This window comes from Mucilaginibacter sp. OK268, assembly GCF_900103125.1.
Lineage (GTDB): Bacteria > Bacteroidota > Bacteroidia > Sphingobacteriales > Sphingobacteriaceae > Mucilaginibacter.
The window spans coordinates 90,934-113,061 of the sequence record NZ_FNJV01000010.1 but is presented as its reverse complement, the minus strand read 5'-3'; the positions used below and the strand labels follow the sequence as shown (position 1 = coordinate 113,061).

At 42.7% G+C, this 22,128-nt stretch carries 19 protein-coding genes and 1 riboswitch; of the genes, 3 read left to right on the top strand and 16 right to left on the bottom strand.

Features of this window, described 5'->3' with window-relative positions; translation table 11 throughout:
* The first annotated feature begins 2 nt into the window (after positions 1-2).
* A complete protein-coding gene (egtB, locus tag BLR84_RS24925) occupies positions 3-1,151 on the top strand; it encodes an ergothioneine biosynthesis protein EgtB (RefSeq protein ID WP_090472982.1) in 1,149 nt (382 codons plus the stop codon).
* A gap of 18 nt (positions 1,152-1,169) precedes the next feature.
* Positions 1,170-2,162: an L-histidine N(alpha)-methyltransferase gene (locus BLR84_RS24920; protein WP_090473102.1), complete on the top strand. Its 993-nt coding sequence runs from the start codon at positions 1,170-1,172 to the stop codon at positions 2,160-2,162.
* 177 nt (positions 2,163-2,339) lie between these two features.
* Here BLR84_RS24920 and BLR84_RS24915 read toward each other — a convergent pair whose 3' ends face one another.
* Positions 2,340-3,161 carry a phytanoyl-CoA dioxygenase family protein gene (locus BLR84_RS24915; protein ID WP_090472981.1) on the bottom strand — a complete coding sequence of 274 codons (822 nt, stop codon included), beginning with the start codon at positions 3,159-3,161 and terminating at the stop codon, positions 2,340-2,342.
* Positions 3,162-3,287: 126 nt separating this feature from the next.
* Here BLR84_RS24915 and BLR84_RS24910 point away from each other — a divergent pair, with 126 nt between their 5' ends.
* A complete protein-coding gene (locus tag BLR84_RS24910) occupies positions 3,288-4,184 on the top strand; it encodes an AraC family transcriptional regulator (protein ID WP_090472980.1) in 897 nt (298 codons plus the stop codon).
* Between the two features lie 352 nt (positions 4,185-4,536).
* Here BLR84_RS24910 and BLR84_RS24905 read toward each other — a convergent pair whose 3' ends face one another.
* The 15 genes from BLR84_RS24905 to BLR84_RS24835 form a co-directional block, all read right to left on the bottom strand.
* On the bottom strand, positions 4,537-5,190 hold the full coding sequence (locus BLR84_RS24905; protein WP_090472979.1) for a response regulator transcription factor: 654 nt from the start codon (positions 5,188-5,190) through the stop codon (positions 4,537-4,539).
* 200 nt (positions 5,191-5,390) lie between these two features.
* Complete coding sequence (locus tag BLR84_RS24900) at positions 5,391-6,173, bottom strand: sensor histidine kinase (RefSeq protein ID WP_176852151.1); 783 nt, start codon at positions 6,171-6,173, stop codon at positions 5,391-5,393.
* The gene (locus BLR84_RS24895) at positions 6,149-6,787 is read right to left on the bottom strand and encodes a hypothetical protein (protein ID WP_090472977.1); all 639 of its coding nucleotides are present in this window, start codon (positions 6,785-6,787) and stop codon (positions 6,149-6,151) included. The genes BLR84_RS24900 and BLR84_RS24895 overlap by 25 nt, the downstream gene beginning before the upstream one ends.
* A 22-nt stretch (positions 6,788-6,809) precedes the next feature.
* The gene (locus BLR84_RS24890; protein WP_090472976.1) at positions 6,810-7,319 is read right to left on the bottom strand and encodes a hypothetical protein; all 510 of its coding nucleotides are present in this window, start codon (positions 7,317-7,319) and stop codon (positions 6,810-6,812) included.
* A 398-nt stretch (positions 7,320-7,717) separates the two neighbouring features.
* Entirely contained in the window at positions 7,718-8,275 is a 558-nt protein-coding gene (locus tag BLR84_RS24885) for a hypothetical protein (RefSeq protein ID WP_090472975.1), read from the bottom strand.
* Between the two features lie 88 nt (positions 8,276-8,363).
* The gene (gene metF / locus BLR84_RS24880) at positions 8,364-9,320 is read right to left on the bottom strand and encodes a methylenetetrahydrofolate reductase [NAD(P)H] (RefSeq protein ID WP_090472974.1); all 957 of its coding nucleotides are present in this window, start codon (positions 9,318-9,320) and stop codon (positions 8,364-8,366) included.
* A gap of 36 nt (positions 9,321-9,356) precedes the next feature.
* Positions 9,357-9,719 carry a four helix bundle protein gene (locus BLR84_RS24875; protein WP_090472973.1) on the bottom strand — a complete coding sequence of 121 codons (363 nt, stop codon included), beginning with the start codon at positions 9,717-9,719 and terminating at the stop codon, positions 9,357-9,359.
* Positions 9,720-9,766: 47 nt separating this feature from the next.
* On the bottom strand, positions 9,767-13,456 hold the full coding sequence (gene metH / locus BLR84_RS24870) for a methionine synthase (RefSeq protein WP_090472972.1): 3,690 nt from the start codon (positions 13,454-13,456) through the stop codon (positions 9,767-9,769).
* A gap of 195 nt (positions 13,457-13,651) precedes the next feature.
* A riboswitch (SAM riboswitch) is annotated at positions 13,652-13,762 on the bottom strand.
* A 420-nt stretch (positions 13,763-14,182) separates the two neighbouring features.
* On the bottom strand, positions 14,183-14,914 hold the full coding sequence (locus BLR84_RS24865) for a Bax inhibitor-1/YccA family protein (protein ID WP_090472971.1): 732 nt from the start codon (positions 14,912-14,914) through the stop codon (positions 14,183-14,185).
* Between the two features lie 241 nt (positions 14,915-15,155).
* Positions 15,156-16,145 (bottom strand): YihY/virulence factor BrkB family protein, encoded by a 990-nt coding sequence (locus BLR84_RS24860; RefSeq protein WP_090472970.1) that lies wholly within the window; start codon positions 16,143-16,145, stop codon positions 15,156-15,158.
* A gap of 212 nt (positions 16,146-16,357) precedes the next feature.
* On the bottom strand, positions 16,358-17,038 hold the full coding sequence (locus BLR84_RS24855; RefSeq protein WP_090472969.1) for a M15 family metallopeptidase: 681 nt from the start codon (positions 17,036-17,038) through the stop codon (positions 16,358-16,360).
* Between the two features lie 10 nt (positions 17,039-17,048).
* Entirely contained in the window at positions 17,049-18,278 is a 1,230-nt protein-coding gene (locus tag BLR84_RS24850) for an alanine dehydrogenase (protein WP_090472968.1), read from the bottom strand.
* A gap of 138 nt (positions 18,279-18,416) precedes the next feature.
* Positions 18,417-18,833, bottom strand: a complete 417-nt coding sequence (gene tsaE / locus BLR84_RS24845; RefSeq protein ID WP_090472967.1) for a tRNA (adenosine(37)-N6)-threonylcarbamoyltransferase complex ATPase subunit type 1 TsaE — start codon at positions 18,831-18,833, stop codon at positions 18,417-18,419.
* Positions 18,834-19,097: 264 nt separating this feature from the next.
* Positions 19,098-21,611 (bottom strand): TonB-dependent receptor, encoded by a 2,514-nt coding sequence (locus tag BLR84_RS24840; protein ID WP_090472966.1) that lies wholly within the window; start codon positions 21,609-21,611, stop codon positions 19,098-19,100.
* Between the two features lie 67 nt (positions 21,612-21,678).
* Complete coding sequence (locus BLR84_RS24835) at positions 21,679-22,020, bottom strand: hypothetical protein (RefSeq protein ID WP_090472965.1); 342 nt, start codon at positions 22,018-22,020, stop codon at positions 21,679-21,681.
* Positions 22,021-22,128 lie beyond the last annotated feature (108 nt).

Sequence of the window (22,128 nt, the reverse complement as noted above, 5' to 3'; positions counted from 1 at the left end):
CCATGAATTTAGTTGATTGTTATAAAAAAGTGCGTCAGCGTACCGAATATATTTGCAGTCCTTTGCAAACGGAAGACTACGTGGTGCAACCTGTTGTTGACGTTAGTCCGCCTAAATGGCACATCGGTCACACTACCTGGTTTTTTGAAACTTTTATTCTAAAGCCTTATTTTATGGGCTACCAGGAATTCAATCCTAACTACAATTATGTATTCAACAGCTATTACGAAACTGTTGGTAATCGCGTTATTCGTACAGACAGGGGCAATTTAAGCCGCCCAACGGTTAACGATATTTACCAATACAGGGCTTATGTAGATGAGGCCATGGAAAGATTTTTAAGCGTGGAACCTACTGCGGATGTTAAAGAGCTCCTGATACTGGGCTTCAATCACGAAGAACAACACCAGGAACTATTACTAACCGACATTAAATATATTTTAGGTCATAATCCTTTGTTTCCGCCATATTCAAGCGGCTACCACTCTCCAAAGGTAGAAGCCGTGGAAACTGATTTTATTAAAATAAACGAAGGCATTTATGAGATAGGGTTTACCGGTGAGGGATTTTGTTTTGACAATGAACTAAACCGGCATAAGGTTTATTTGAATAGTTATGAAATAAACCCAAACCTGGTAACCAATGCCGAGTATCTGGAGTTTATCAATAGCGGGGGCTATCATGATTTCCGTCATTGGCACGCCGAGGGATGGGATTGGGTTAAAACCAACAAGGTCGAATCACCGCTTTACTGGCATTTAATTGATGAGGAATGGCATAATTATACTTTCCACGGCCTGGAATTGCTTAACCCGAACAATCCGGTATGCCATATCTGTTATTTTGAAGCTTACGCGTATGCCTCGTGGAAAGGCCTTCGTTTACCTACCGAGTTTGAATGGGAAGCCGCGGCAACACAATTTAGCTGGGGCAAAAGCTGGGAGTGGACAGAAAGCTCTTACCTGCCTTACCCTGGCTTTGCGAAAGCCCCGGGCGCCATTGGCGAGTATAACGGCAAATTTATGGTGAACCAAAAAGTATTGCGAGGTGCTTCGGAAGCTACATCTCCGGGGCATAGCCGCATTACTTATCGCAATTTTTTTCAAACAAATTTACGCTGGCAATTTACTGGCATCAGGCTTGCAAGGTAATTGCATAAATACGGAGATATGGACTCAACCTTAGCACATACGGACTTGAACGGCCCATCAAAAACAAAAACCGATTTGTTTTTCAACGATGTAATAACCGGTTTAAAATCAACACCAAAGCGGTTAAATTCAAAATATTTTTATGACGCCAATGGCGATAAGCTTTTTCAGGAACTCATGAACAGCCCGGAATATTATCCAACCGATTGTGAGTTGGAGATATTTTCTGAAAAAACCGCCGAAATTGCAGATGCCCTTATTGCCGAAGGCGACGCCTTCGACCTGATTGAATTAGGCGCAGGGGATGCTACTAAATCAACTTACCTGCTTAAATATTTACTGGAGAAAAAGGCTGATTTCACCTATCTGCCTATCGATATTTCAGAAAATGTAATAGCCTATCTGAACATGACCTTGCCCGTTACTTTACCGGGCCTGCAAATTACAGGGCTAAACGGCGAATATTTTCATATGCTCACCAAAGCAGCCTCTATTTCTTCCAGGCGCAAGGTGGTTTTGTTCCTGGGATCGAATATTGGCAACATGCCTATAAATGATGCTATTGAATTTTGCAGGGAATTGCGTAAACATTTATCACCCGGCGATATGGCCTTGATTGGGATGGATCTTAAAAAAGACCCTAAAGTTGTGCTGGCTGCTTATAACGACAAAGAAGGTATTACCAAACGGTTTAACCTAAATCTGCTGGAGCGTATTAACCGTGAACTAAACTCCAATTTTGATATCTCTAAATTTGAACATTACCCTACCTATGATCCGGAAACAGGAGCCTGTAAAAGCTATCTGATCAGTACCGTTGATCAGCAGGTAACCATTAATGGTAAAGAAACTATCGGCTTTTTAAAAGACGAGTATATTTATATGGAGATATCTCAGAAATTCACCATTATGCAAGCCGATCAAATAGCTATCAATACGGGATTTGTGCCGGTAGGGCAATTCTTTGATACCAAAAAATGGTTTATTGACGCTATTTGGGTAGCCGCCTAATTGTTTGAACAGCCGGGCCATTTTATCGTAAAGGTGGGTTTACATGGTTTACACTTTTTATGGTTAACATAAATATAACTAATTAATAGTCAATAAATTAATTATATTTATCATCGAATAGTGGGTTTACAGTGTAAACCATCCTATAACCAGAAAATCATGGTTCAGACAAAAATATTATAATAATTTCGGGTTCAATTCCGAGTCGATCAGTCCGCCTATAGGTTTGCCCATGAGCCATTTGTGATGGTCATTTTTTTGCCATTCGTTTTTGTACGGAGTTATCCGGGCCCCATCGGCCACATAAATAATGGTCATTACCTCGCGCATCTGATCAGAATTATTACCCGGCGCGTTGTGTATGGTAAAACCCCGATGCCAGGTGGCATCACCGGCCTTCATGGTGTTGGCCCTACTAATTTCAAATTGCTTTTCCTTCACATAATCATCAAATAACGTTTCCGATTCATCAGAAATTTCATGATTAAAAACGGCGCCGTTAATATATGATCCCGAAGCAAAAGTTAGCATACCCATATCTACATCAATATCAACCAAAGGCATCCACATGGTTACCGTATTATGAGTATCAATAGGCCAATAGTACTGATCCTGATGCCAGGGGGTAGGCCCACCGCCTGGCTCCTTGAACAAAGCCTGATCATGATAAATCCTCACATTGTCAACCCCCATCAAATCAGCCGCTATTTTTGCCATCCGTTTGGCAGTAACAAACTTTTTACTGTCCGCATCAACCCGCCACAAGTTCATGATCTGTAAAAACGCCTTGCCGTAAGTATCCCTTTCTTCCAGTTTACGTTTTTCCGTATTATATCTTTCTGCAGCACCCACAATCACAGGCCTGTAGGCCTTTACCTCCTCTTCTGAAAGTACGTTTTTTATTAAGGTATGCCCTTTTTCAAGGAATTCCTGGATGTTTTCGGCTGATAATTTCTTAAGATCATCCAGCCCAGGCAGATAAGTAAATGCACTAATCATAATTTTATTAGCTTTTTTTTCAAAGGAAGCTTATCTTTATATAAAAAAAAATGAAATGAATGGCAGGAAAGTGGCGTATATTATCCACCACCCAATAAAATTCATTACTTTACGTTAAAATATGCAATGATCAAAGCCTCTTACGAAGTCCTTCAGCCCGCAAACAGTCAATCATTCCTCGTCAGGAAATTTGATAAACTGGCATTTGATGCCCCTTACCATTTTCATGATGAATACGAACTGACATGTGTTATAAGAGGCACCGGCAAACGCTATGTGGGCAGCCACATGGAAGATTTTGTTTCTGGCGATCTGGTATTGCTTGGCCCCAATCTTCCGCACTGTTGGAAACTGGAATCCGGAGAAATACCTATTGAGGACGCCAGCGCTATCGTGATACAGTTTAACGATGCTTTTTTGGGCGATGAGTTTTTTAACAAATTTGAATTACAGCATATTAAAAAGCTTTTTCAAAAAAGCGGCAGCGGCATTTTATTTCACTCCGATACCCAGAAGGAGGTAAAAGAACTTTTGTTGAGCCTGGCTAATGAGAAGAGCAATTTCAGGATACTGATATCCCTGCTGGAAATATTACAACGTATGGCTTCGTCTGACGAGTATATATTGCTTGATCAGCACCGGGTGATAGCTGAGCGCTCCCTGGCCGAGCGTGAGCGGATAAATCCGGTATTGGCTTACCTGGTTGAAAATTTCAGAAAGCAGGTTTCATTGGATGCTGCGGCAAGCATAGCTAACATGACCACCAACGCGTTTTGCAAGTACTTTAAAAAGGTTACCCGTAAAACATTTATGGAAACCATTATTGAGTACAGGCTGAACTATGCCATACAGCAGCTGGTACAAACAGATAAGCCCATATCAGAAATATCGTTTGAAAGCGGATTTGGCGATGTATCGCACTTTTACAAGATGTTTAAGGCTAAAATGCACCTGAGCCCTTTGAATTACCGCAAAAGATTTATGCGTAACCTGCTCAACGGCGATAAAAAACTATCTGCTTAACACCAAAGGCTACTATACAGTTTAAGTTACCCCACAAAATCTAAATGTGGACTAAACAGCACCTGGAAAGCAAGTTTATCATCAGGAGACTCCGCTGGAGTCCACGATTTCTTTAAATTTTAACTATAAACAGGGGGCCTCTATGAGGTCGAATGGTAGGCCTGGTATATCTTTAACTATAAACAGGAGGCCTTATGAGGCCAAATGGCAGGCCTGGTATTCTACTATAGGATAAAGCATTGCCGGCCCCAGCGGGGCCGCATGTTTATAGCGCTAAAAGAGCAGGTTCTTTGGCTCCGTAGGTGCCTCCTGTTGAGCTTTTAGGCTGGTGAATTTTGTGGATTAACTTAAACTAAACACTGATTATACCACGCTTTATAGCGTATATAACCAGGCCTACCAGGTTTTTGGAACAGGTTTTTTCAAACAAACGTGCCCGGTACCCTTCAACAGTTCGCACGCTCAGGAATATTTTGTCGGCAATTTCCTGGTTGGAGTATTCCTGGCAAACCAGTTTTAACACCTCAATTTCACGCTCATTAAGGTCGGCTTTATTGTTAGGAATAGTATCACTATGCTCATTTGTGACCAATTGCTTGATCAGTGTTATAGACAGGTGTTCATTAAAGTAAAAGCCCTTGTGATATACGGTAGATATGGCCTCAATGATCTCCTCGGGTTCGGCATTTTTCAGGAGATAGCCCGATGCCCCGGCCTTCATCATATCCACAATGTACTTGTCTTCATTAAACATGGATAGCGCCAGGATCTTGATGTGCTTATAATGCTGATGCACATAATCAGCAGTTTGGATGCCATCCATCTCGGGCATCTTGATATCCATCAATAATACATCCGGCGATTTATCCACCAATAAACCCACCAGCTCTTTGCCATTAGATGCTTCCAATATCAGGTCAAAATCCTCACAATCTTCTAACGTTGCTTTTAATCCGTTCCTGAAAATTTTATGATCATCAATAATGCCTAATTTTATCGTACTCATTGTGTAACAAATAGTTGGGCTAATATAGCAAATAGTTAGTATCAAGTCGCTAGTATCAAGTATCACGATTATCCGCGGCTTTAAAACAAATATACCTTATAATCAACATATTAGTATCAAGCATCACGATTATTAGCGACTTTATATACAGCACCATACAAGAATGTCTTGATACTTGATACTAGCGACTTGATACTAAATTATGCTATTTTTAATTTTATAGTGGTAAACGTACCAGCCGTGGGCTTGCTTATAATGTTAATTTCGCCGTTGATGAGTTGTACACGACTCTCCAGGTTTTTGATGCCAAAGCCTTGTTTTACTTCATTTAATTTAAACCCCACGCCATTATCCTTAAACTCCATGATCATAAAATCGCCTTCCTGTTTTACCGAAAGGTGGATAATGGTAGCATCGGCATGTTTAATGGCATTCCCAAAAAGTTCCTGGGCTATTCGGTATAGTGCCAGCTCAACTTCATTTGGAAAGCGCTGATCGTTTATTTTTTTTTCGAACCTTACCTTAATACGCGTGGCCTGCTCTACTTTATTGCCCAGGGCCTCCAGGGCTATCAGGAAGCCATAGTCGGTGAGTACCGGCGGCAAAACATTGTGGATAATATTGCGTATCTCCTGGATGCTTTCGTCAATAAGCCTCCGGGTATCTGCTAGCAGGGGCTGGGAGTTTTCATTGATGCAATTTTTATCAAGCCGGTGCATATTGAGCTTAATGGCTGATAGTACCTGCCCCACGCTATCATGCAGATCTTCGGCAAGGCGCTTGCGTTCGCTTTCCTGTGTTTCAAAAACAGCGTTCATCAAATCGCCTTGCCGTTGATCATGCAATGCACGTAATTCTCCTTGATTCTTCATCATTTTGCGCTGATAAATGATCACGAAGAAAAACAAACAAGTAATTAGTATAACAACTACTAATGTTCCGATAATGAGTACCGGGATCAAGTTGTTTTCTGTGGTTTGCAAAGTAATCCTATTGAATATAATATATTGGCAATAATGTTAGTTACACTGTTAATGATATAATAGTTAGGTCTATCCCCAAGAGGAATACGCGTAAATATCATAAAAAGAAAAATATTAACAGCAAAATAAAATAGCACACCCGCATTTATCCAAAAAAGCCCTTGTTTCTCTATATCAACATACTTTAACGGATTTAACAGTTGATAAAAATAAAAGAGCGATAGCATAATCATCATAATACCTTCTGCTGTTCTTGAAACAGAAGGATATTCCAGCATATTAAAATTATAATAGAATGTAATAGCTAGTGTTATTACTGCAAGAATAATAGTAATCTTTTTAAAACTCGACTTTAAAAATAATTTATAATAGATAACCGTAAAGAATATGACAGTTACTATAATATTAATATGCATTAATGGCATATTATTACTTATCCCCCATAATCCGGGTAAGATCCACATAATAGGATCAAAAAAAGATTCCACAAGAAAAAAAATAGCAGCTATTTTTAATACCTTATCGAGTCGTTTGTAATTATATAAAGCCGCAAGCACAGGAAATACTCCAGATACTGTAGAAATAACGTCTAAAGTAGTATCAATAACAGCCATATACTTTTACAGATGTTTTTTATTAATACCCTTGCGTCAAAGCGTTTTGCGGGCAGCCGGATGAGCCAGGACAAGGATGAGAATCATCTCCCAAAGAACTATCGTCTTTCGCCGCCATTAATTTATATGTCTTTTCATGTGTTGAATACGTTGTGGACATAACCGTTTCACCTTTCATATCAGCTGGTAGCATATCTTCGCCATCTTCGGTAACACCCGATATTACAAAGCGCATATCACCATCAGCATTGGCAATGGTCTTGATAAAGAAATTACCTATCGCTACAAAAAAGCGCTGAAAACCGCTTAGCTGCTGCCTGTTGGCATAATAAATACGAAGAGCAAGGCAGCCCGGCTGAGCAAGGATTTTATTTACAATAACCTGCCCAAAAAGCTGAGAAATAGCAGCCCCTTTAGGGATACGATGCCTGTGATTGGCTGTATACAATGCAGCGCTTTCAAGGCTTATGACGGCGCCTTCGTTGCCGGTAATAACACCTCTTGCTTGTTGTGTTTCTGTTGTTGTTTCCATGATTCTAATTAATAGGGTTTGGGATTAGTTGATAAAACTAACATTAATTAGTAATTAATTCAACAAACCCAAGCCGGGAACTAAAACTTATCCCAGCATTAACAATCACGTAACACACTCATAAACAATAAATAAGGAATTTTAATCAATCATAAGGCGCTGCAATATCACGTAATTTTACGTATCAAAAACTGTAATATTACGCGGGTAAAATATCTGCACTTATTATGCAATATAAAGCAATAATCCTAAATCCTTATACAATCGATACAAACACTTATTAACAATATTTAGTAAGCAAATATTGCCCTTATTGATTTTATTATTTAGGTTTATGATAACTATTAACTGATCCTATAAAATAAGGGCGATACTTTACAGCATCGCCCTTTTACATTTTAAAACAATCGTAATATATAGGAAAACTCATACACAATAAAAACAATTACCAGCACGGCATGGAACACCCGGTTGTTTACTTTCATGGCTACCATACACAGTACAAAGTGGGTAATGTTACGGATGGGGTATTCGATGCCGTAGTGATGTAGGTAAGTGCTGCCTTTGATCAGGGTGTCAATAATATCCAACAGATAGCTAAAGCCCAATATACCGAAGATCCATTTGCGGCGGGAATAAAAATAATCTTCGTAGTCTTTATAATCGTTCAGGTCATCGGGATATAGTAAAGCGCAAACACTATAGTATACCACTATGTAAATAATCACAAAAAGGTATTCGGCAAAAAGCCAGTGTTTAATATCGTGCAGGTTATACTCCCACCACCAAAAATGGAGCAGTAAGATAAACAGGTAAAACGACCACAGGGAATGTACCCAATAAGGTTTACTGCGCCCCGGGTGCTGAATTTGCTTGGCCGCCCCTCTGAGCAGGTGAGTAATACTCAAACCCAGTATAATACCAATTGCAGACTTAATGTGGCTGAAAATATCCATAGGCAAATGTTATGGAGGATAATAAAACTAAAAATATAAATTTTTAGTCAGCATTTTAACTCCAAAACATTTAGGGTACAGCCAATTACTAAAATATAGCCTCGGCTATACGCTTGGTTGGCCCGGCGTTGCTCATGGTATAAAAATGCAATACGGGTACACCAAACTTCACCAACTCCTTACATTGGTTGATCATCCATTCAATACCCATGTCTTTGACGTCTTTTTCTGATTTACAAGCATGAATAGCATCGCACAGATCTTCGGGCATATCAATATGGAAGGTTTTTGAAAGGTTAACCAACTGTTTTGATGTGGTGATAGGTTTTAAACCGGGTATAATAGGCACATGGATACCATTGGCCCGGCAGTTATTCACAAAATCAAAATATTTCTGATTATCAAAAAACATCTGGGTAACAATAAAACTGGCACCCATATCCACCTTTTGTTTCAGGTATTTAAAGTCGGTTTTAAGGTTTGGGGCCTCAAAATGTTTTTCGGGATAACCGGCCACACCAATGCAGAAATTGGTTTTGGCGATATTATCATAATCTTCATGTAAATAAACGCCGTTGTTCATGTTCACTACCTGCTGCAGCAGATCGGTAGCATAAGCATGCCCGTTGGGAGTAGGCACAAACGACGAATCACTATTCCGGGCATCTCCGCGCAATACCAGCACATTCTCGATACCCAAAAACTCCAGCTCTATCAGGGCGTTCTCTGTTTCGTCGCGCGTGAAACCACCACAAAGCAAATGCGGAACGGTATCTACCTTGTACCGGTTCATGATAGCTGCGCAAATGGCGATAGTGCCGGGACGTTTGCGATAACTTAGTTTTTCCAACAAACCATTAGGGTGCTGCTTATAAATGTAATCCTCACGCAGCGAGGTCACATCAATAAATGGCGGCTTAAACTCCATTAACGGATCAATAGCGTTGTATATGCCCTGGATGCTTTGTCCCTTTAGTGGTGGAATTAGCTCAAAAGAGAAAAGTGTTTTGCCGTTAGCGTTGGCTATGTGTTCGGTTATTTTCATTAGTATTTAGTGCGAGAAGCGAGTGAGAGTGTGTGATTAATTGGTTATTTGATTTTTTTGGTGATTTATTAATCCGGCTAATAACATCCTTATTTTTGTAAGCCGGTCAGTTAATAATTTTAGTGCTACTTCATCAATAAAACCCAGGTCAAAGGAAAGATAAAGTTGCGTTTCCAATTCATATGCTGAACCACGTGCGATAAAGAAAAACCGCATCGAATCTTTAGGGTGACTACGACCACAACCCTCCGCAATATTGGATGGAATAGAAATAACTGCTCTTTTTATTTGCGATTGTAATCCGTACATCTCCTCCTTAGGAAATGCCAAAGTAAGATCATAAACAATTTTAACTAATAGCCTTGCTTCCTTCCAGGCTTCTAAATCTGTAAATGTCATTTTTTTATTTATTGTCTGGCATCCCGCACTTCGCTCTCACACCCCACTTAATAGTTAATGTTCGGGCCAAGCCAGCGTTCAACCGTTTCGAGATCCATGTTCTTGCGAACAGCATAATCCACTACCTGGTCTTTGCTGATCTTACCTAAGCCAAAATACCTTGCTTGCGGGTGCGCGAAATAGAAACCGCTTACCGAGGCTGCCGGCAGCATAGCCAGACTTTCGGTGAGGTGCATATGGGCGTTATCTTCCGCTTTTAGCAGATCAAACAAAGTAGTTTTCTCGGTATGATCCGGGCAAGCGGGATAACCCGGTGCCGGACGGATACCCTGGTATTCTTCTTTGATCAGGTCTTCATTACTTAAACGTTCCCCTTTTGAATATCCCCAGTGCTCTTTACGTACCAATTCATGCATCTTTTCGGCAAAGGCTTCAGCCAGGCGATCGGCCAGGGCTTTGGCCATAATGCTGTTATAATCGTCATGGTCGCGCTCAAACTCTGCTACCAGCTCATCACAACCCAAACCCGTTGTTACAGCAAAGCCGCCCATGTAGTCAGGCACGCCGCTTTCTTTTGGGGCGATAAAATCTGATAACGCATAGTACGGCTCACCTTTCATTTTTTCGGTTTGCTGGCGCAGGGTATGTATACGGGTTAACAGCTGCGTACGACTTTCATCGGTATACAGTTCAATATCATCGCCCACACTATTGGCTGGCCAAAAACCGATCACCCCACTGGCTTTTAACAGTTTCTGATCTACAATCTTTTTCAGCAGTTCCTGTGCATCGTCAAACAGTTTTTTAGCCTCATCGCCCACAAATTTGTCGGCAAATATTTTCGGGTAGCTGCCACGCAGTTCCCAGGTATGGAAAAACGGTGTCCAGTCGATGTAGGGTACCAGCTCATCCAGCGGATATGATTCAAATACTTTTGTACCGATAAATGCGGGTTTTATAGCTACATCGCCATCCAGGCTGATCTGGAATTTTGATTTGCGGGCGTCATCTATAGTCACAAAACGCTTGTCCGATTTTTTGTTCAGATGCGCTTCACGGGCTTTGGCATACTCCTCTTTGATACCCTGAATATAGGCATCCCGGTTATCCTTGCTCATTAAATTACTGCACATGGTAACACTTCGCGAAGCATCTATACCATGTATCACCGGTCCGGAATAGTTCGGGTCAATCTTCACAGCCGCATGTATGCGTGATGTGGTAGCACCGCCCACAATCAGCGGGATGGTAAAGCCCTGCCGTTCCATTTCTTTGGCAAAGTGTACCATTTCATCCAACGATGGAGTGATCAATCCGCTTAAGCCAATAATGTCTACATTCTGGGCTTTGGCCTCTTCAATTATTCGTTGTGCAGGCACCATCACCCCCAGGTCAATGATCTCGAAGTTATTGCAGGCCAACACTACACCTACTATATTTTTACCGATATCATGCACATCGCCTTTAACGGTAGCCATTAATATTTTACCCGCATTGGCACGGTTCCCGCTTGAATCTTCACCGGCATCAATAACCCTTTGCTTCTCGAGTTCGATAAAGGGCAGCAGATAGGCCACCGCTTTTTTCATTACCCGGGCCGATTTTACCACCTGGGGCAAAAACATTTTACCCGCGCCAAACAGGTCGCCCACGATGTTCATGCCGTCCATCAGCGGCCCTTCTATCACTTCCAGCGGCTTGCTGTAAGCCAAACGGGCTTCTTCCACATCGGCATCCAGATATTCGATGATACCCTTTACCAGCGCGTGTGAAAGCCGCTCCTGAACGGGGCCATTGCGCCATTCTTCATTACGCACTATCTCTTTACCTTTACTTTTGATGGTATCGGCATATTCTACCAGGCGTTCGGTTCCATCCTCCCGGCGGTTCAGTAGTACATCCTCAACCAGCTCCAGCAGGGTTTTATCAATTTCCTGGTAAACCTCCAGCATACCGGCGTTCACAATACCCATATCCATACCCGCCCTGATGGCGTGGTATAAGAATGCCGAGTGCATAGCCTCGCGCACTACATTGTTGCCCCTAAAGGAGAATGAAATATTACTTACCCCACCGCTCACTTTGGCATAAGGCAGGTTTTGTTTTATCCAGCGGGTAGCTTCAATAAAGTCGACCGCGTAGTTATTATGTTCTTCGAGGCCGGTAGCCACGGTTAATATATTGGGGTCAAAAATGATGTCCTGTGGTGGAAAACCGACCTCATTTACCAGGATATCATACGAGCGTTTACAGATCTCGATACGACGCTGCAGAGAATCGGCCTGACCGGTTTCGTCAAAGGCCATCACTACTGTAGCTGCGCCATAGCTTAATATTTTACGGGCCTGCTCCCTGAACTTATCTTCACCCTCTTTTAGCGAGATAGAGTTCACGATACCTTTACCCTGGATACATTTTAAGCCAGCCTCGATAACCGTCCATTTAGAGGAGTCGATCATGATGGGGAGTTTGGCAATATCGGGTTCAGAAGCTACCAGGTTCAGGAATTTCACCATCACCGCTTCCGAATCGATCATACCCTCATCCATGTTGATATCGATCACCTGGGCGCCGCCTTCTACCTGTTGCAGGGCCACGGCCAGGGCTGCTTCATAATCTTCGGCCAGGATCAGTTTCGAGAATTTAGGCGATCCGGTAATGTTGGTACGCTCGCCCACGTTCACAAAAATACTCTCAGGAGTTATGGTAACCGCCTCTAAGCCGCTCAATCGCAGATTCGGATCAACAGAGGGGACTATTCTTGGTGAGTATTTAGCAGCTTTTTCGGCAATACATTTAATGTGTTCGGGCGTAGTGCCACAACAACCACCTACAATGTTTACCAGTCCGGCTTTTATAAAATCATCCAGCTGATGAGCGGTTTCGTGCGCGGTTTCGTCATACTGACCAAACTCATTGGGTAAACCAGCGTTGGGATAGGCAGATATAAACACATCGGCTTTTTCGGAAAGCTCGGCCAGGTGAGGGCGCATTTCTTTGGCGCCCAAAGCACAATTTAACCCTACCGAAAGCAGGTTGGCATGACGTACCGAGTTCCAGAAAGCCTCCACCGTTTGCCCGGATAGGGTACGACCAGAAGCATCTGTAATGGTACCGGAGATCATGATAGGCAAATGTTTACCCGACTCATTCGCGTACCGGTTAATGGCAAATAAAGCAGCCTTGGCGTTCAGGGTGTCAAATATGGTTTCTACCAGTAACAGGTCGCTCCCGCCGTCAACCAGGCCACGTACCTGGTCATAATAAGCTTCGGCCAGGTCATCAAATGTTACCGCACGATATCCCGGATCATTCACATCTGGTGATAATGAGGCTGTACGGTTAGTAGGCCCCACGGCGCCGGCCACAAAACGGGGCTTAGCCGGATTTTTGGCGGTATATTCCTCAGCCACTTCGCGGGCCAGGCGTGCACCCTCGTAGCTTAGCTCATAAGCCAGTTCTTCCAGCTTATAATCGGCCAGGGAAATTATTTGTGTGCTAAAAGTATTGGTCTCAATAATATCGGCACCGGCGTCCAGGTATTCGGCATGTATAGCCTTGATAATATCGGGGCGTGTAATGTTCAGCAGGTCGTTATTTCCTTGCAGGTCGGAGTTATGATCTTTAAAACGCTCCCCACGAAAATCCTGCTCGGTTAACTGGTACCGCTGTATCATGGTACCCATCGCCCCGTCAATTACCAGTATGCGTTTCTCTAATTCTTTTCTAATATCCATGTTTGAGATGTGAGATATGAGATTTGAGACTTGAGATCAGGACAAAATCCGTGATCTGAAACTCATTTCCCTATCTAATAAACAAGGTACTAAATGTGATAAACGCAAAAGCCGAAGCTGTCTCATATCTCACATCTAATATCTCAAATCTAAAAAAACAGCTTATCTCGAAAAGTCGGGTATATGACTGACTTTCGCTTATCTTTCCCAACGCTTTTTGTGTTGTTGAGTAGAATGTAGCACCTTGTATAGTACAGGTTGCTAAGACATCGCAGGGTCTAATCCCTCCGCCTTTCTCTATAAGCAATGCAAAGGTGCACAATAAAGCTTTAATATGCAATAGTTTTGCCCCCTTCTGTTGCATACGCCAAACGTGTTTACAATTGCATGAATATTCGGCCTGGGATATTGATGGATTATGTCATGAAAACTCAACGACTATGGCTCCTGAAAAACTTTTTAAACCTAAAATTTTAACACTTTTTTAGTCAAAAACGCGGGTAAAAGGTTTGCCCTTTGGTCATTTCAACAGCTTTTTAATGCCGTTTTAACACTTTTTAACAAATTTTTGATGGGGTTTTGAAGGTTTAAAAAGATTAATTTATTGGCTATCAAAGAACTACTTGCCAAATGGTCTCTTTTTGTGCCTGTTTGGGCCTTAACTAAACAGCCCGGTTCTCTTTGCAAAGAACCGGGCTGTTGTATAAAAATACCTTTTGTTGGCTATTATCTTCTTCTGCCGAATAAACGCAGGATCATCAGGAAAAGGTTGATGAAATCAAGATATAGGGTTAATCCACCCATCAATGCCATTTTTGAGGCCGATGCATCACCATATTCTAAACCCGCGCCAATGCGTTTTAGTTTTTGTACATCATAAGCGGTTAAGCCTACAAATACAGCTACACCTACATAGCTAATGATATAATCTAGGCGACTGCTGTGCATAAACATATTCAATAAAGATGCTACGATAATACCAATCAGTCCCATCATCAGGATTGGGCCAAATTTGGTCAAATCGGTATTAGTAGTATAACCGGCGATGGCCATTACACCAAATACTACCGATGTGGTAATAAATACGCCTAAAACAGAGCCTGCAGTAAAAACCAATAGTATATAGCTTAAGCTAATACCCATTATTGCTGAAAACGCAACAAAAAGGAACGCTAACACCCCGTAAGATAGTCGGTTAAAACCAAAAGAGATGATCAACACGAATGCAAGCGGTGCAAACATCGTAATAGTACCCAAACCGGTATTACGGCCTGTGGCCGGATCAATAAGCATATTAAGCAGGGCCTGATTCTGAGAAAATAAGAATGCACAAACTGCCGAAAGCCCCAGGGCAACAAACATCCATAAAAACACATTGGCTATGAATTTACGGGAAGCGTCTGTTTCGTTTAATTGTATTACGTTTTTATAAACGTATTCAGGATCTTTAGTTTCCATTTTATATTAAAATAAATTAATACTCAAATTTACGAATAAAATGTGAATATCATGTGAAGAGAGGGGGAGGAATAGAGTCAAGAGATAAGAGTCAAGACGGGTGTCAAGGAGCTCCGTTGAAGTATGGTGGACAGGCCTCTACGCTCCACCCTTCGACGGAGCTCAGGGTGACACCTCTTTTTTTATATTTTCTGTGTTGCCTTAGTAAGAAATCCTGAGTAACCTCAAATCCATGCTCCACCTATCCTTGTTCTTTGCTCTCCAAATCCTTGCTCTTCTTTAGCAGTTCAGGGTTTTGGGCGGGCAGCTCTTTTACATGCCGTTCTACTTCGGTTTGCTGTACGTGTACGGCATATTCCGCAGGTTCAATGTGGCTGCCGCTGGCTTCGGCATAAACCTGGGTAAACTCGGCGCCAATGTATAGTATGGCCGATGTATAATAGATCCACACCAAAATAACAATAAGCGAGCCCGCGGCACCATATACCGACCCCTGTGCTGTATATTGAATATACAGACCGATCAGGTATTGCCCCAGCATAAACAGCAAGGCGGTAAAAAACGCGCCACTACGTACATCCTTCCACTTGATCTTTACATCGGGCAAAAATTTAAATATGATCCCGAATAAAACGGAGATTACAATAAGTGTTACACCCAGGTTTATTCCCTGTACCAGTAATTTGGTAAACTTTAGGGCTGGCAATAATTCCTCTATTTTACCCCCGATAGCATCTATAATAAAATTAACCAACAACGAGGCCAGCAGCAAAAACCCCAGGCTGATAATGAGTGAAAATGATACAAAACGGTTTCGGAGCAGTTTGATCCAGCCGCTTTTGGGTTTGGCTTTCACCCGCCAGATGATATTTAATGAATCCTGTATCTCCACAAATATGCTGCTTGCACCCACCATTAAGGTAACAATACCTATAGCAAAACCAAACCCGCTTTTGCCGTTTAGTTTAAGGCTCGCTACCGTACTATGTATCTGGTTGGCCGCATTAGCGCCTACATAAGTACCTATTTGCTGGTAAAGCGTATCTGTTTTGGCAATAGGTACAAGGCCTACCACCGCTATCAGCAAAAACAAAAGCGGAGCTATCGAAAAAATGGTATAATAAGCCAGCGACGCGCTTAGCTTTAAGCCGTTATCGCTTATAAAGCCGCTAAAAGTAGCTACCAGTATTTTCCACAATCGTTTTAAACGTTCTTTACCTAAAAAATTCATTTGCGCTTATTTAATTGATGCATCGAACCAAAGCTTAGCAATTTTGATGCCTTCTTTAGGAGCAAGGATTTGGGGACTTTTGGAGCAAGGACTTTTTAGAGCAAGGAACAAGGATTTATGGAGCAAGGACAGGAATAAAGATTTTTCCAATCCTTACTCTTTATTCCCTTAATCCTTGCTCCAAAAGTCCCCAAATCCTTACTCCCAAAATCCTATAGTCCAGAAAAAGGGATATCGAGTAATTCGTAACTGGCCCAGCCGTTAAAATCGTAATGCCACCATTCGGTACTCAACACTTTAAAGCCATGGGCCTGCATTATTGTTTTTAATAATTCGCGATTGTCCAGCTGTTGTTTACTGAGGGTGGGATAATTGGCCGCGGCCTTTCTGCTAAAGCTATCAAAACCTGTAGGCATATCCAGTTCTTTTCCTGTTTTAAGGTCAATCAAACTCAGGTCAATCGCGCACCCCCGGTTATGTTTGGAGCCTTTACGCGGATCGGCCACAAAATTGGTATCACTGGCCATTTCATAAAATTTAATGGTAACCGAGTAAGGGCGGTAGGCGTCATAAATTTTAAGCCCCAGGCCACGGGTTTGCAGGTCGGCCTCTACCTGTTGCAAAGCTTTTACAACCGGCAGGCGGGCATAAGCCTTAGCCTGCTGATACATGCGCCTGTGCATAAAATTATTGGTGGTAGCATACCTGATATCCAACGCAATCTGCGGGATGTAACGCTTTATCTCGACCAGCTGTTTATCGGGATTAGCTTTGATTTGTTTTTTATACCGGGCCGGACCGCTTATTTTGGTGCTATCAATGTACTTGTAATGCTGCGCGCTGGCGTTTATACCGGCTAAAACAAAAAACAGTACGATGATATAACGATGCATAGGATAGGATTTACCGGTGCGACACGATGAGCAGATCCAGATCTTTACAGGGAATGGAAAAACGCTCGCCGATATGTTTATTGGTTAAATGCCCATGATAAATGTATACCGCATTACGCACACCCGACTTTTGCCATATCACGTTTTTAATACCGCCCTGATCGCCGATATCCAGCAGTATGGGGGCAAATATATTGGTAAGTGCATAAGTAGCTGTGCGGGCCACACGCGAAGCTATATTGGGTACACAGTAATGGATAACATCGTGCTTGCGGAACACCGGATGGGTATGATTGGTAACTTCTGATGTTTCAAAACAACCACCCTGATCTATACTCACATCGATGATTACCGAGTCGCGTTTCATACGACTTACAGTAGCTTCAGAAATGATACACGGACTGCGTCCATCCTCGGCCCTCATGGCGCCAATGGCCACATCACAGGTGGTAATGGCCTTTTCGAGCACAATAGGCTGTACTACCGAGGTAAAAACCCGGCTGCCAATGTTATTTTGCAAGCGGCGCAGTTTGTATATCGATGGATCAAAAACTTTTACTTCGGCACCCAGGGATATGGCGGTGCGGGCTGCGTATTCACCAACGGTACCTGCTCCCAGGATCACAATTTCGGTAGGGGGTACGCCCGTGATACCTCCCAGCATCAGGCCTTTGCCGTCAAACACATTGCTTAAATATTCGGCCGCTATCAATATTGATGTGGCGCCTACAATCTCGCTCATGGCACGTACCACGCTCAGGGTATTTCCCTCGTCACGCAGGTGTTCAAAGCTAAGCGCGGTAATTTTTTTGGCCATCAGCGCATGCAGACACTCGGCCTTTAAGGTGGCCAGTTGCAGGGCAGATATCAATATCTGTCCGGGTTTCATCAATTCGATCTCCTGCATGGTAGGGGGAGCTATTTTGATGATGATATCAGCCCCTTCGTATACTGATTTATGATCGTAAACAATGCGGGCACCCTGCTCGCTGTAATCCTTGTCAGAAAAATTGGCGGCCTGGCCCGCGTTGCTTTCTAAAATAACGTCGTGCCCGTTATTAACCAGCAAAGCTACCGACAGCGGGGTTAAGGGAATACGGTTCTCCTGGAACGAAACCTCCTTTGGAATGCCGATGTATAACTTATTCTTCTTATTCTTAACCTCCAGCATCGACTCCTGAGGCTGCATCATTGCCTGTTTGGCAATGTCAGAAAACCCACTGTATATCCCTGAACTCATGATGTTTTAATTGTGGCTGATGAAGATAAATATAATTAATGATTTATTGAATTATCGATTTAGTGAATTACTGCTTTTTTATGCATTCCAGAACCCCATCTGCACGTCTGATATCCGCACATTCGTTCTCTTGTTTTACTAAAAATTTTCAATATTAACCTGTCGCGAACCATCGTTTAAAGCTTTGATCCTGATGTTGGTATAATGCGGCGGCAGCAGGTCGGGTATCTTTTCGGGCCACTCAATAAAACAGTAGACGCCCGCGTAAAAGTATTCTTCATAACCCATATCCAGCGCTTCTGTTTGGTCTTTAAGCCGGTAAAAATCAAAATGATATATTTTATCTTTCGGGCCCTGGTACTCATTCACGATGGCAAACGTAGGGCTGGTAACCGCGTCCATTGTACCTAAAAAACTGCACAGGCTTTTGATCAGGGTGGTTTTGCCGGCCCCCATATCGCCATAAAAAAGAAATATCCTGTTATTGGCCGCTTGGGTTATGATCGCTTCGGCGGCGGCAGGCAGACCTGCCAGTGATTGAACAGTTAAGAGCATTTAATTTTATTATTTACTGGCCTGTCATCCTGAGCTTGTCGAAGGATCGCGCGGAGATGCCCCACGCACCATGGTTCGACAGGCTCACCATGACACCCCTTCTTTTACTTTTTCCCTCAAAAATACCTAAATACTTTGACCTTGTAAATCACAGAATCATCAAATATTTTGATGATTCCCTTTAAATGCTTTCACCAGTATACAAAAAAAGCTCTGCCTTTGACGGACAGAGCTTTTCATGTTTTTCAAAAGGTATAAAATAACTTATGATTTTTTACCGGTGTTGAAACCAAATGGTACAACCACCTTAAAGCTGATATTACGGCCCATATTAAAAATACCATGATTAATACCATCAGGGGCGGTAGGATTACCGAAATATTTAAGCCTGCTCATGTTTGATTGGTAATTTATATTAGCCAGGTTAGTGCCTTCAATAAACAGTTTCAAAACCGGCTGACCTGATTTGTTGACAATGTTACCACCAAAGCCTGCACTTAGCAAATTGTAACCCGCGGTGGCAGTCTCTGTACCGTAAGCGGAAAAGAAACGGTTTTGGGCGCTGTAATGATCAAAGCCAACAAAAACATACAGATTTTTAAAGTCGCCAAAGCCGCCGTTAAACGCTCCGCGCAATTCTGAGTGGGTATGCAATGGTGGGATGAACGGCAAGTATTTTAAGCTATCGGGCACTGGACCACCGTTTCCTTTGTTCTCACCGTAAGTTAAACTCAGTGAGTTTTCAAAATGCAACCATGGCAATGGGTGCAAATCGACATTAACTTCGCCGCCATAGATCCTGGCTTTGCTTTGTACATAGGTAAAAGTATTATAACCTTGGGTGATCACCGGACTGCCATCGGGGTTCAGCTCCTGCTGTTGAAATATGTAGTTAGAGATCTCATTATTAAACAACTCCACGCTGGCAGAGATATTTGGCAGTGTTAAGAACGCGCCGATATCCTGTTGAAAACTGAACTCCGGTTTAAAGTTCTTATCACCTACGTGATAGATCTGTGAACCTGGATCGGGGCCATTGGCAGATAGTTCGGCAATACTCGGCGCCCTGAAACCACGGGCAAGATTAGCCTTGAACAAAAACTGGTCGGATACATTGTAGGTTGCACCAAAACTGCCCGAAAAGCCGGTGAAAGTTTTGCTAAGGGCGTCAAACTGTGATGTAACGTTAGGCGCGGTGGTTGGGTTGGGACCTTTGTATAACTGAGGGAAGCCATGAGGCCCGCCAATAGTATCTACGTAAGCGGCATCGCCCTTGAAAGAGCGTGAATCAAAACGGGCACCGGCCGAAAGATCGAGTTTACCAAAGCTTTTCTTGATCACAAAGAAAGGCCCGATATCAAACTGGTGATAGGCCGGGATAGGAAAATCAGTGGCGCCATCGATCGTATTTTTACCATACTGACCATTTACACCAAAGGTGGTTTCATAATCATCGCCGATGTTAAAGTTGTATTTAACATCATAGGTGTAAGTGTGCAAATGCAGGTTTAAGCCTGGAATATCTCCATACTCAGGATGGGTATACTCCCGTCTGTGACTGAGTTGATAGCCCAGGTTAACCAGCAGGTTGCCATTACCTAAAATAAAGTTACTGTTGTTATAGATGCGGTAAAGCTGAACGCGTTGATGTAGGGTCGGGATGCGGTAGGAGTTTAGTTCAGATTCCGGAACGATAGCAGTGGCGCCGTCTTCGGTTATTTGCTTGGTGAATTTACGGGTAAGCGAGTCGCGGCTGCCATCTGGGATATCCTGCTTATCATCAAAAACAGAAGCGTGTAAATAAGAGTAGCCCCATGATTTGTTCAGACCCACCATTACACGGGCATCTTTTTCCTGATAACCGGTAGCATATACCCGGCCGTCTTGCTGGTTCTGATAATTCTTAGCTTCTTTAGCTGATATTACCGTTCCCCAGATCAGGCCGTTCTGGTTGCCCTGTAATCGGAAAGAGCCATTGAGCAAACCCTGGTTGGTACCATAAATACCTTGTACCGAACCTAATATTTTACCTTCAGGAACGGGTGCCGGGGTAATCAGGTTAACCACACCACCGATTGCGTCAGAACCATAGGTTAAACTGGCCGGGCCTTTGATGATCTCTACCCGGTCAATCGAGTTTTGATCAACTTCGATACCGTGCTCATCGCCCCATTGCTGACCTTCCTGGCGTATACCATCCTGTAAGGTAATTACCCGGTTATAGCCCAGGCCATGGATAAATGGCTTGGATACGTTTGGACCGGTAGTAACCGCGCTTACACCTGGCAGGGTAGCAATCTGATCAATAATATTACCCGAAGCTGCGCGCTGTTCCAGGTAGGCTTTACCTACGGCTATCATAGGTACGGGACTGCGTTTTATCTCGGTAGCTTTACTTACACCGGTTACCACTACTTCACCAGCCTCCAATGACGAAGCTTGCAGCTTTACATCAAACACAGATGTTTTTGAAAGATCAACCTTTTGGTTGAAAGTGGCATATCCAAGATAGCTTACCTGTACCAGGTAAACGCCACGGGGAACATGGTTTAACACGTATTTACCATTTACATCGGTAATAGCTCCGGTATGCAGATCGGGGATGCTTACGGTAGCACCAATAACGGGTTTGCCGTCGGCTTTGTCGGTAACCGTACCGGTTAAAGTGCCCACGGCCTCTTCAACAGCCGCGTTTTTTGTTGTAATTGTATGCGCATTCGCAAAAGCAGAAAAACCTATAAAAAGCAATAATAAGCTACTAATTAGCTTTAATTTCATAATAAAAGAATTTGGGGATCAATAAATACCACACCAATGGTGGCCTATTTTGCAGGAAAAAATGATATTATGAAAGTACGGGAGGGGCACGACCGGCAGCCAGCACGAGCGCAATGCTTACGAAGCTATAGTCGCTGGCTTTAAAAAAATGCAGGGTAGCTACTTGTGGCACTAAACAAAATGCCTGATCAATAACAGCTGCCTGGTGATGCATGGCATCGCACAGATAACATTTTTCCTTAACTGTTTGTTGTTGGTGGCTATGGTCGGCGGTTGCGTAAACCGAGCCGGTAGTTTTAACAAGAAGGTGTTGATGAGTATAAACAACATACTGACCGGCTATAAAGCAAATAAGCAATAGCCATGAGTATATTATATGTAACCTGTTTTTCTTCACCTTAAGTGTCATTAATCAAAAGATCACACAAAAATAGTTAATAAAATGTTAAAAATAACGCAACATTGTAACATTTATGATAACCGCACATTTGTTTATTAGCTTATAGTCGATAGTTCA